9 protein-coding genes are annotated in these 11,901 nt (G+C 74.5%); 6 read left to right on the forward strand and 3 right to left on the reverse strand.

The features are described from left to right. Positions 1–187 precede the first annotated feature (187 nt). The 5 genes from ACYP53_RS25450 to ACYP53_RS25470 all read left to right on the forward strand — a co-directional run bounded on the left by ACYP53_RS25450 (position 188) and on the right by ACYP53_RS25470 (position 6,525). Complete coding sequence (locus ACYP53_RS25450) at positions 188–1,552, forward strand: M14 family metallopeptidase (RefSeq protein WP_189921216.1); 1,365 nt, start codon at positions 188–190, stop codon at positions 1,550–1,552. Between the two features lie 140 nt (positions 1,553–1,692). After that, a complete protein-coding gene (locus ACYP53_RS25455; RefSeq protein ID WP_268256619.1) occupies positions 1,693–2,736 on the forward strand; it encodes an asparaginase in 1,044 nt (347 codons plus the stop codon). 293 nt (positions 2,737–3,029) lie between these two features. Then, on the forward strand, positions 3,030–4,100 hold the full coding sequence (locus ACYP53_RS25460) for a DUF4185 domain-containing protein (RefSeq protein WP_229928951.1): 1,071 nt from the start codon (positions 3,030–3,032) through the stop codon (positions 4,098–4,100). Between the two features lie 155 nt (positions 4,101–4,255). Further along, on the forward strand, positions 4,256–5,062 hold the full coding sequence (locus tag ACYP53_RS25465) for a glycerophosphodiester phosphodiesterase (RefSeq protein ID WP_189921220.1): 807 nt from the start codon (positions 4,256–4,258) through the stop codon (positions 5,060–5,062). Next, the gene (locus tag ACYP53_RS25470; RefSeq protein WP_459649105.1) at positions 5,059–6,525 is read left to right on the forward strand and encodes an MFS transporter; all 1,467 of its coding nucleotides are present in this window, start codon (positions 5,059–5,061) and stop codon (positions 6,523–6,525) included. Before ACYP53_RS25465 ends, ACYP53_RS25470 begins: the two co-directional genes overlap by 4 nt. Positions 6,526–6,574: 49 nt before the next feature. Here ACYP53_RS25470 and ACYP53_RS25475 read toward each other — a convergent pair whose 3' ends face one another. The 3 genes from ACYP53_RS25475 to lanL all read right to left on the reverse strand — a co-directional run bounded on the left by ACYP53_RS25475 (position 6,575) and on the right by lanL (position 10,732). Further along, complete coding sequence (locus ACYP53_RS25475) at positions 6,575–7,783, reverse strand: lanthionine synthetase C family protein (RefSeq protein WP_459649106.1); 1,209 nt, start codon at positions 7,781–7,783, stop codon at positions 6,575–6,577. Positions 7,784–7,901: 118 nt separating this feature from the next. Next, entirely contained in the window at positions 7,902–8,033 is a 132-nt protein-coding gene (locus ACYP53_RS25480; protein WP_268256620.1) for a hypothetical protein, read from the reverse strand. Between the two features lie 2 nt (positions 8,034–8,035). After that, complete coding sequence (lanL, locus tag ACYP53_RS25485; RefSeq protein ID WP_459649107.1) at positions 8,036–10,732, reverse strand: class IV lanthionine synthetase LanL; 2,697 nt, start codon at positions 10,730–10,732, stop codon at positions 8,036–8,038. A gap of 227 nt (positions 10,733–10,959) precedes the next feature. Here lanL and ACYP53_RS25490 point away from each other — a divergent pair, with 227 nt between their 5' ends. Continuing rightward, a complete protein-coding gene (locus tag ACYP53_RS25490) occupies positions 10,960–11,862 on the forward strand; it encodes a DUF4253 domain-containing protein (protein WP_459649108.1) in 903 nt (300 codons plus the stop codon). Positions 11,863–11,901: the final 39 nt, after the last annotated feature.

Raw genomic sequence — 11,901 nt, forward strand, 5'->3', positions numbered from 1 at the left:
ACCGCCGCCGGACACCTCGGATCCGTCGCCCCTCCGCCTCGACCCCTTCGCCGGGCACCGCCCCCGCCTCCGCCCCTCCCCCGGCTTTCCCCCGTCTTGACGAACGCATGACACTGACGCACCATCAAGCTGGCGCGCCATCTCCTCCACTGCTCCGCCCCCAACGGACCCCCACAGGAGGACAGTCATGCGACTGCCCCGCCGAGGAAAGCCCGCTGCGGCCACCGCCGTCCTGCTGGCCCTCGCACTCGCCACCCCGCTCACCGCCCAGGCCGCCTCCCCCGACTGGCCGCCGGCGTCCACCTCCACCACCGCCGACACCAGCACGTCCGACACCGCCCGGCAGTACCGGCTCGACGGCCCCCGCACCGTGGCCGAACGCACCGCCGTCGCCGCCACCGGCGCCTCCGTCGACGCCGTCCTGCCCGACGCGGTCGTGGTCACCGCCACCCCCGCCGAGGCCGCCCGGCTGCGCGCGCTCGGCTGGTCCCCCGTCGCCCTGCCCGGCCCCCGCTACGGCGCCGGCGCCGACGACCAGGGCCTGTCCGCGGTCTACGACTTCCCGCAGGCCGACTCCGGCTACCACAACTACGCCGAGGCCACCGCCGACATCGACGCCGTCGTCGCCGCGCACCCGGACATCATGAGCAAGCGCGTCATCGGCACCTCCTACGAGGGCCGGCCGATCGTCGCGGTGAAGATCAGCGACAACGTCAACACCGACGAGGACGAACCCGAGGTGCTGTTCACCGCCCACCAGCACGCCCGGGAGCACCTCACCGTCGAGATGTCGCTCTACCTGCTGCACGAGTTCGGCGACAAGTACGCCACCGACAGCCGGATCGCCAACGTCGTCAACAGCCGCGAGATCTGGGTGATCCCCGACCTCAACCCCGACGGCGGCGAGTACGACATCGCCACCGGCCGCTACCGCAGCTGGCGCAAGGACCGCCAGCCCAACTCCGGCAGCAGGAACGTCGGCACCGACCTCAACCGCAACTGGAACTTCAAGTGGGGCTGCTGCGGCGGCTCCTCCGGCTCCACCTCCAGCGAGACCTACCGCGGCAGCGCCCCGGAGTCCGCCAAGGAGACCAAGGTCGTCGCCGACTTCGTCCGCAGCCGGATCGTCGGCGGCAAGCAGCAGATCACCGCCGCCATCGACTTCCACACCTACAGCGAGCTGGTGCTCTGGCCGTTCGGCTGGACCACCTCCGAGACCACCACCGGCATGACCGCCGACGAGTACAACACCTTCGCCACCCTCGGCCGCAGCATGGCCGCGACCAACGGCTACACGCCCGAGCAGTCCAGCGAGCTCTACATCACCGACGGCGCGATCGACGACTGGCTCTGGGGCTCCCAGCGGGTCTTCGCCTACACCTTCGAGATGTACCCCGGCGAGAACGGCAGCGACGGCTTCTACCCGCCCGACGAGGTGATCGGCCGCGAGACCAGCCGCAACCGCGAAGCGGTCCTGCGCCTGGTGGAGACCGCCGACTGCGTCTACCGCGCGATCGGCAAGCAGCAGCAGTACTGCGGCATCCCCTCCTGACCGGCCCGGTCCGGTGCGCGGCCGTGGCCCGCCCGCGGCGCCCCGGGCGCGCACCGAACCGGTAGATTGCCCCGCGGCCACCACCCGCCCCCGCAGTCGGCGGGGGCGGCTTCCGGGGCCCGGACGAGGGGACGACGGCGTTGGGTACCGAGGGGACGACGGCGTCGGGCAGCGAGGGGACGACGGCGTCGGGTACGAGGACGGTTGCGGTCTTCTCGCTGGGCGGCACCATCGCCATGACGGCCGATCCGGCGACCGGCGGGGTCGTACCCGCGCTCTCCGCCCAGGACCTGCTCGACGCGGTGCCGGCCCTGCGGGGTCTCGACGTGGAGCTGCGGGTCAGGGACTTCCGGCGGCTGCCGAGCGCCTCGCTCGGGTTCGAGGACCTGGACGCGCTCTCGGAGGCCCTCGCCGAGGCCTTCCGGAACGGCTGCGACGGCGCGGTGGTCACCCAGGGCACCGACACCATCGAGGAGACGGCCTACCTGCTCGACCTGCTGCACCCGGGCGACCAGCCGGTCGTCGTCACCGGCGCCATGCGCAACCCCACCCTGCCCGGGGCGGACGGTCCGGCGAACGTCCTGGCGGCCGTCGTCGCCGCCGCGGCACCGGAGTTGCGGGGCGCCGGCGCGGTGGTCGTGCTCGGCGACGAGATCCACGCGGCCCGCCGCGTCCGCAAGTCCCACACCACCAGCCCGGCCGCGTTCACCTCCCCCGCCACCGGGCCCCTCGGGCGGCTGTACGAGGGGCGCGTCCACCTGCACGGCCCGCTCGCTCCCCGGACGGCGCTCGCCGGCCCGGCCACCGGGCCCGCGAACGCCGTCCGGGTCGGGCTGTACACCGCGACGCTCGGCGACGACGGCGGCCTGCTCGCCGCGACGGCGCAGGCGTGCGACGGGCTCGTCGTCGCCGCGTTCGGGGTCGGGCACGTGCCGGAGGGCTTCGTGGACGTGCTGGAGCGGACCGCGGCCCGGATCCCGGTCGTCCTCGCCAGCCGGATCGGCAACGGGCCCGTCCTGGAGGGGACGTACGGCTTCCCGGGCTCAGAGCGGGACCTGCTCGCCCGCGGGCTGATCCGGGGCGGCGACCTGGACCCGTACAAGGCCCGGCTGCTCCTGCGCGTCCTGCTGACCCGGGGGCGGGGGGCCGCGGAGATCGCCGCCGCCTTCGCCGCGACCGGGTGAAGGACCTGCCGGGACCCGCGCGCGGAACGTGAACTTCCGTGGCGCATAACCAATTTGAGTGAAGGTTTGTCCACCGATCGATGAACCGGCGCCCGGCCGCCGTAGCCTCGGGTCCGACCGTCGCCACCGAGGTGCGCGACGCGGTCTCAGTCGCAGTAGTTCGTCGACGCGGAAAGGCCATCGACAGCATGACGCACTCATCGGACCCGTCGGACCGGTCGGAGTCATCGAACCCCTCGGAGCCGTCGGGCGGGAATGACCCGACGACCGGCGGGCCGTCCCGCCGCCGACTCCTGAAGATCGGTTTCGGTGTCGCCGCGGGGGTGGCGGCGATCGGTTCGGGCGCCCCGGCGGCGGTCGCCGGCGGGCCGAACGACCCGACCCTTCCGACGATCGCCACCAAGGTGAAGAACCTCAGCGGCGCGGCCGAGACGGGGCCGCTCGGCGCGCCGTGGACGGACCTCGGCATCCCCGTGCGGTGCCCGGACGGCAGCATGCTCTTCGTCTGCGGCGACACCTTCAGCGGCAACGGGGTGGGCGACGGCGAGTGGAACGCCCCGGTCGGCCTGCGCTCCAGCAACTCGGACCCGAACAACCTGCGGATCGACGGCATCGTCCGCGGCGCGTACGGCATCAGCCTCGTCGACGAGCCGCACACCCCGGTCGGCGACACCGCGCACACGACCGCGATCCCCTCCGACGTGTTCGTCGTCGACGGCGTGATGTACATGCACCTGATGCGCGGCGTCATCTTCGACACCCACCACACCGACTTCTGGCGCTCCACCGACAACGGGCAGACCTGGGAGTACCTCTGCCAGTGGCCGGGCGACCTGCACGGCGGCCAGTTCCAGCAGAAGACCTACGCGGTGGCCGACGACGGCTACTGCTACGTCCTGTCCACGGTCTTCAACCGGGACGTGGAGTCGGGCATGCTGCTGCACCGGGTCCGCAAGGAGAGCCTCGGCGACCCGGGCGCCTACGAGCCCTGGGGCTGGGACGGCGACTGGCGGTGGAACGCGCCCGCGCCGACGACCGTCTTCGGCACCCGCAAGTGGGGCGAGATCTGCTTCCGCGCCATGGACGGCAAGTACGTCCTCACCTGGCTGAACATGAACCCGCTGTCCATCAGGGCGATGGTCTTCCCGCTCCCGACCTCGGACCTGACCAGGACGCCGGAGCAGACCATGATCCTGCCCTGCGGCCCGGGGCAGGAGGCCGGGAACCTCGTCCTCAGCCCCTACGGCGGTTTCGTCGTCCCCGGCTCGACGTTCGGCAACTTCCACATCATCGTCAGTCAGTGGTACGTCCCGGACCCGACGAACTACCGGATCATGCAGTACCGGATCAACATGGTGTCCTGAGCGCCGCCCGGCGGGTCGGGGAGGATCCGGGCTGACGGACTGCGGTGACCGCGCGCATTACTGCTTGACAGGGTGCGTAATACTGTAACGCGCGCGGTCCGGGACGGCGGCGGAGCGGTCGGCGCGGTTCCCCTCCCAGCAGCTCGGAGCACGACATGCACGTCTTCCTCGACCACCCCGGGCCGCTGGCCTTCGCCCACCGCGGCGGCGACCTCGGGCACCCCGAGAACTCGCTCGCGGCCTTCGAGGCCGCCGTCGCGCTCGGGTACCGCTACCTGGAGACCGACGTGCACGCCACCAGCGACGGCGTGCTGGTGGCCTTCCACGACTCCCGGCTCGACCGGGTCACCGACCGCGCCGGAGCGGTGGCCGAGCTGCCCTGGGAGAGCGTCAGGCGGGCCCGGATCGGCGGCAGCGAGCCGGTGCCGCTGCTGGAGGACCTGCTCGGCGCCTTCCCCGGGGCCCGCTTCAACATCGACGTCAAGGCGGCACCGGCCGTCGCGCCGCTGGTCGAGGCGATCCGCCGGACCGACGCCTGGGACCGGGTCTGCGTCGGCGGCTTCTCCGACAGCCGGCTGGCCGCCGTCCGGGCCGCCGCCGGCCCCCGGCTGGCCACCTCGCTCGGCCCGCGCGAGGTGGCCCGGCTGCGGCTGCGCTCGCTGGCCGGGCCGCTGCTGCGGGGACGCGCCGCGGCACCGTTCGCCGGCGTCTGCGCGCAGGTGCCGGAGCGGCACCGGGGCGTGCGGGTGGTCGACCGGGCCTTCGTCCGGACCGCCCACCGCCTCGGCCTGCAGGTCCACGTCTGGACTGTGGACGATCCCACACGGATCAGGGCTCTCCTCGACCTCGGTGTGGATGGCATCATGGCCGATCGCATCGACGTCCTGCGGGACGTCCTCGGCGAGCGGGGCTGCTGGACCGACGGCAGCACCGGCTCCAGCACGGTGATGGGAACCCCATGAGCACCACGAACCCGGCCACGCACCCGCCGGACGATCCACCGACCGACCCGTCGGCGGCCGCCGCCGCTGCCTCTGCCGACGACGACGGCCGCGCGCTGCGCCGGATGCAGTTCGGCTGGTACATCAACGACTGGGCGAACGCGGCCTTCTCCGCCACCGTCCTGACGGTGTTCCTCGGGCCGTACCTGACCGAGGTGGCCAAGAACGCCGCCGACGCGAACGGCGACGTGCACCCGCTCGGCCTGTCGATCCGGGCGGGGTCGTACTTCCCGTACACGGTCTCCTTCTCCGTGCTGATCTCGGTCGCGGTGATGCTGCTGACCGGCACGGTCGCGGACCGCACCGGGCGGCACAAGGAGCTGATGTGCGGCTTCGCGTTCGTCGGCTCGATCGCCACGATGGGGATGTTCCTCCTCGACGGCGACCGCTACCTGCTCGGCGGCGGACTGCTGGTGGTCGCCAACATCGCCTACGCGGTGTCGGTCGCGCTCTCCTACGCCTACCTCCCGGGCCTGGCCTCCCCCGACGAGCGGGACGCGGTCTCCTCCAAGGGCTGGGCGTACGGCTACGCGGGCGGCGGGCTGCTGCTGATCGCCAACCTGGCGCTGTTCCAGGGCCACGAGGCGCTCGGCCTGTCCTCCGGCACCGCCGTGCGGATCTGCCTGGCCTCGGCAGGGCTGTGGTGGGCGCTGTTCACCGTCGTCCCGCTGCTCCGGCTGCCCTCCCGCGCCGGGGTCACCCCCGCACGGGCCGCGGCGCTCGCGGCGGACAAGGCGGACGTGGCGGACAAGGCGGACGCGGCGAGGGCCGCCGAGCCCGCCGCCGGCAGCCTGCGCGAGCTCGGCCGCACCCTGAAGGCCATGCGCAAGCACCCGCTCACGCTGCTCTACCTCGCCGCCTTCCTCTGCTACAACGACGGCATCCAGACCGTCGTCTCCCAGGCCTCGCTCTACGGCAGCGAGGAACTCGGCATGGAACAGACCTCGCTGGTCACCGCCGTGCTCCTGGTCCAGGTGGTGGCCATCGGCGGCGCCCTGCTGCTCGGCCGGATAGCCCAGCGGTACGGCGCCAAGCGGACCATCCTCGGCTCCCTGGTCGGCTGGGTGATCACCCTCGCCCTCGGCTACTTCATGCCCGCCCACCAGCCCGCCTGGTTCTACGCCCTGGCCTGCATGATCGGCCTGGTGCTCGGCGGCAGCCAGGCGCTCTCCCGCTCGCTGTTCTCCCACCTCATCCCGCCCGGCCGGGAGGCCGAGTACTTCAGCCTCTACAAGGTCAGCGACCGCGGCACCAGCTGGATGGGCCCGCTGGTCTTCGGCCTCGCGTACGAGCTCACCGGCAGCTACCGCTCGGCGATCATCTCGCTGCTGGTGTTCTTCGTGATCGGCTTCGCGGTACTGGTGAAGGTCCCGCTCCGCCGTGCCATCGAGGCCGTCGGCAACCCGGTGCCCGAGCGGCTCTGACGGGCGGGGCCCTGCCGCCCTCCGGCGCGCCGGGCCAACGGTCCGTCCGTCAGGAGAGCAGCAGGGCCCGGTCCCAGCCGGGCGGCACCGTCGTCGTCGCGGCCAGCAGAACCAGCAGCACACCGGCGGCGCCGTCCAGGAACCCCGGGCCGAGGGGCCGGGCGTTCTCTTTTCGGCCGGTGAGGTTGTCGGTGAGTCGGCCGGTGCGCCTGTCGGTGCGCCCGTCGCCGAGACTGTCGGTGAGCCCGTCCGTCAGCCCGTCGGCCAGCCGGGTGGCCAGGCCCCGGGCCGCCGACCGGAACTCCGGGTCCCCGCTGTCGTGGGCGAAGCGCAGGGTGATCAGCAGCAGACCGGCCAGGCCGTGGCAGAGGCCCGGCCGCCGGTCGATCCGGCGCACCTCGGGCGGGCGGCGCAGCGCGGCCAGCAGGGTCTCCCGGGCGAGGCCGCGCAGGGACCCGTCGTCCAGGGCGGTGCCGGCCAGCCAGAGCGCACGGGCGATGCCCGGGCCGCCGTGGCACCAGGAGGCGGGCAGGGCCGAAGGCTCGGGCCCCGGGCCTTCGATCAGCACCCAGTCCGGGCCGTACTCGTCGTCCCGACGGTGCGCCAGGAGGCGGTCCACCGCCCGGTGCACCGCCGCGACCTGACCCGGCGCCGCCACGCCCGCCGACAGCGCCAACGAGAACAGGGCCAGCGGACCGGCCGGGCCGTGCGCCATCCCCGGCGAGTCGCCCGGGAACGCCGCCACCTGACGGCCGAGCACGGCAAGTACGGCCGTCAGCCGGTCGGCGGCGGCCGGGTCCTCGGCGCAGCGGTCCAGGAGGACGGCGCCGTGTCCGGTCAGACCGGAGCTCAGGTCGAGGCTGCGGCGGTCGAGGTGCTGGCTGTTTGGGGCCTGGGCGTCGAAACCCCGGCCGGCCGCTCCGAGCGGGACCGGGAGGCCCAGCCGGCTCGCGGTGAAGGCGAGTCCGTCGAAGCCACCGAGCAGTCCCGGCGCCCGCGACCGGATCCGTTCCGCGCCCCGGACGGCCGCCTCCAGGTGACCGGCCGCCACCACGTGCCGGCCCTCGCCGGGCCGGCAGAGGTCGAGCTGGTGGTGGGCGAGCGCGAGGCCCGCGCCGCCGGCCGCGAGGTCGGGCCGGACCGCCCGGGGTGCCGGGCGCGGCGGACCGGCGATCCGGTCGACCAGGCGCCGGGCGGCCTCCGCCGCGGGCCCGTCGAGCAGGACGGCCCAGGGGGTCTCGCCGGAGTCGCCGGTCATCGGCCCCGTTCCACGGATCGGGTGCGGTGGATCGTTCGGTGCGGATCGCTCGCACGCCCGTCGATCGGGTGCTGTGAGAGGCCGCTGCCGGCTCCCACAGCACCGCGCGGCCCGGCCGTCAGTCGACCGGGCTCAGACAGAGGTCGGTCCACTCGTAGCTGTGGTGGCCGGTGTCGCAGCACATCATCGGCTCCAGCGGCTGCTCCTCGGTCTCGGGCAGCTCCTGCAGCTCCAGGACGGTGCTCTCCATCGTCATCCCCCCTTTCCGGGGCTCGGGTGGTGGTGCGGTTCCGCGGCCGGCCGGTCGACCAGCCACGATCGGGGGCCGCCGTGGCGGCGGCGCAGCAGGAGGTCGAGCACACCGCCGTACCCCACGTTGTAGGCGGCGGTGACCTCGCGCAGGGTGTCGTCGGGGACCAGGTACCGGCCGTCGCGGAGCGCGGCGCGCAGGGCGATGCCGCGGACCAGGTCGTCGGCGCGGGCCAGGTGGCGGCGGTCGCCGGTGGCGGCGTACAGGTCGAGCAGCAGCTCGGCGTTGCCGGCCAGCCCGTGGCAGGTGCCGGGCCCGAGGCGGTGGCGGTCGCGGTGCACGGCGAGCGCGGCGCCCTCGGCGTGGGCGAGGTGGCGCGGGTCGCCGGTCTCCTGCCACAGCCTCACCAGGTAGCTGCCGATGCCCGAGGAGCCGTGGCACCAGTAGTCCAGGCCGGGGCGGTCGGCGCGGCCCGGGCCCTTGGGCCAGTAGGCGGCGCCGTCGCGCCAGTCGGTGAGCGCGCACAGGGCCTCGCCGCCGCCGAGCGCGATGTCGGTCAGCTCGGGCCGCCCCAGTTCGCGGCCGGCGGCGAGCAGGAAGGCCGCGTTGCCGGCGACGCCGTGGGCGAAGCCGTAGTGTCCGGAGCCGGCCAGTTCGGCGCGGTGCTCCGGGCCGAGCGGCCAGTCCACCCCGTCACGGTCCTTCAGCAGGTACAGCAGCCCGTCCGCGCACTCCTGGGCTCGGTCGGCGAGGCGCCGGTCGCCGGTGCGGCGCCACAGGTGGAGCTGGGCCAGCCCGGCGCCCGCCAGGCCGTGGCAGACGTCGGCGCTGCGCGTGTCCAGCGGGATGCGCAGGGCGTGGTCGAGGGCGCGGTCGGCGAGCCGGCGGTCCTCCAGGGTGGTCGCCGCCTCGTGCAGGGCCCAGACGGTGCCGGAGCGGCCGAAGTGGAGGCCGGGCAGGATCCGGTCGGGTTCGGTGAGCCGTTCGTCCAGCCAGTCGGCGGCGGTGCGCAGGGTGGGCCGGGCGGCCCCGTACCCGCGGCGGACGGCCCGGGTGAGCACCGCGAGCACCCCGGCCGCGCCGAGCTGCACGTTGCAGGGGTCGCCGTCCGGCAGGGAGCGCGGGGCCGGCCAGAGGTATTCGGCGGCGGGGTCCGCGGTGGCGGCGAGGTGGGCGAGGCCGTCTTCGATCAGGCGCTCGGCGGACGGCGGTTCGGGCAGGTGCTCGCGGCCGCCCGGGTCCAGTCCGGTGCGCAGGTAGGCCTCCGCCCGGGGCAGCGTCCAGCGCCGCGGTGCCGGCGCCGACAGTCCGGCGACCAGGGGGCCGAGGGCGCGCAGCGCGGGCAGGTCGTCGGCGGCGGCGACCAGGGCGGCGAGCCGTTCGCCGGGCGGCCGGGCGGGTGCGCCGTCGTCGGCGAGGACGGGGCTGATGCCGCTGGTGACGTGCAGCAGGGTGGCGCCGAGGCTGAAGCAGTCGGCCTCGGGGCCGGGTGCGGGTGCGGGTGCGGGTGTGGGTGCCGGTGTGGCTGCGGGGTGGCCGGCGTTCAGGTAGCCGGGGTCGGTGAAGCCGCGGGTGCCCGCCGGGTGGGCGGCGGAGCCGAGCGGGACGGCGAGCTCCAGGTCGACCAGGACCGGCCGCTCGTCCGGCGTCATGATGACGTTGCCCGGCTTGAAGTCGCGCAGGACGTACCCGGCGGCGTGCACCCGCCCGATCAGCGCGACGAGTGCCCGGGCGAGCCCGAGGGCCGCCGGGACGGGCACGCTCCCGTCGCCCCGCTCCAGGTGCTCGGCGGTCCACTGCTGGAGGTTGCGGCCGGGGACGAGGTCCTCGACCAGGAAGAGGTGGCCGCCGCTCTCGAACAGCTCCCGCACCCGGGGGGTGACACCGAGGGGCGCGAGCTCGTCCAGGACCCGAGCCTCGTGGCGCAGCCGGTCCCGGGTGTCGCGGCCCTCGGGGTCGGCGCCGACGTGCGGCCGGGCCTCCTTGAGCAGGACGGTCCCGCCGTCCCGGGTGTCCTCGGCACGGTAGACGCCGCCGCGGTTGGAGTGCCGGATCGCCTCCTTGACCAGGTACCGGCCGGCCAGCAGGACCGGTGCGCCGCGGCGGCGGGGCGGTGTCGCCGACGGCGGTTCCGCAGCCGGTTCCGCAGCCGGTTCCGGCCGGGCGAACGGGTCCTCGGCCCACGGCGGCGGCGAGAACCAGGGGTTGCGCTGGTCGGTGCTGAGGCTCCCGTCGGGCGCCACCAGCCGGCCCTCGTAGAAGCCTTCGTCGTTGAGCACCCGGGAGCGGGCGAAGCAGCCGTACCGGTAGTGCACCACGCTGTCCGGCCGGTAGCGGCGGTCGGAGAGGATGGCGGGGCCGGGCAGACCGGCCGTCGCCTCGTCCAACTCCTGCGCCAGGGCGCGCAGTCGGTCGTCGTCGGCGGGGTAGGCGGTGAGGAACTTGCCGGACTGCGCCCGGGCCGCGCGGGTGCCGGTCAGCTCGGCCGTGACCTGCGGCCCGGACGCGAACTTGAAGGCACAGCCGTGCGCGACGAGGACCCGTCCGGCGCGCTCCAGCACCCGCGGCGCGGAGGCCAGGGTCGCGGACACGTGGAGCTTCCAGCCCTGCCGGCGCGGCAGGTGGTCCGGCGGGGTCACCATCCACCACGGCTCGACGCGGCGCACGCGCCAGCCGGCGGCTTGATCGGAGCCCGTCAAGAACTCCGCGAGAATGGACCGATAGGGCGAGGTCACACGGCGAAGCTAGCAACGGTGAAATCCTCAACACAAGGGCTCTGTAAGGGATTTGATAAGTCATTGCATACGATCAGCGCATAATAGGGCTGTGGGCGATCCGTCCCGTCGGGCCCTCGTCGGACGCACTGTCCGCCCCTCGTCGAGCCCTCGTCGGACGCACTGTCCGACCCTGCCTCTACCGTGTGCGCATGACCGATCGTCTCCCGCTGCCGCCCGTCCTCCACCCACTGTTCCCCGACGGCGCCGCCGAACGGTCCACCCTCGCCACCCCGTTGCCGCCCGGCCGGCTGATCACCCCGGCCGGAGGCGAGGCCGAGGGCGGTGCTCCCGTGCTGTGGCTGAGCGACGGGCCGGCGCCCGCCGGGCTGTGGGAGGAGCTCCAGCGGGAGCACCCGCGGTCGGGGCTGTGGCCGCTGCTGCTCACCCGCCGCACCGGCGACCCGGAGTTCCGGCCCTGGGCCACCGGCGAGCTCCACCCCGCCCAGGCCGCCCCGCCCGCCGGCCACGACCCGTCCGCCCTGCTCCGCGGCTGGTGGGACTCCCCGGCCGTGGCCCGCCCGGAGGATCCGGAGGAGGCGCGGGAGCGCCACCAGGTCCTGGAGCCGTACGGCGCCGACTGGCCCGGCCTCGCCCCCACCCCGCAGCCGGCCGAGGCGGACGGCCCGAAGGCGGGCGAGGCGGACGTCTCGCAGGCGGACGGCCCGGAGGCGGCAGCCGCCCAGGTCGCGCGGTGGCTGCTGGGCCACGACCCCGCGCTGCGGATCGGACTCGTCCGGGCGGACAGCGGCGCCGAGGCCCTGGCCGTCTGCGGCTGGACGGCGGGCGGCCACCACGACCCCGGCGAGCTCGCCGCCGTCCTGCGCGACTGGGAGCGGCGGTTCGGCGCCCGGGTCGTCGAAGTCGGCCCCGACGGGCTGCGGTTGAGCACCACGGTGCGGCTGGACGACCCTGACGACCTGGACCAGGCCCTGCCGATCGCCGCCGAGCACGTCGCGTTCTGCCCCGACAACGTCATCCGGGACACCGAGAGCCTCACCGACTACGCGCAGGAGCTCGTCCTGGAGAAGTGCTGGTCGTTCTGGTGGCACTGACGGCCTCCGGCGAAACGGGCGTGGCGGTCCGTTGCGTCC

Source organism: Kitasatospora sp. Ki12 (genome assembly GCF_054601375.1).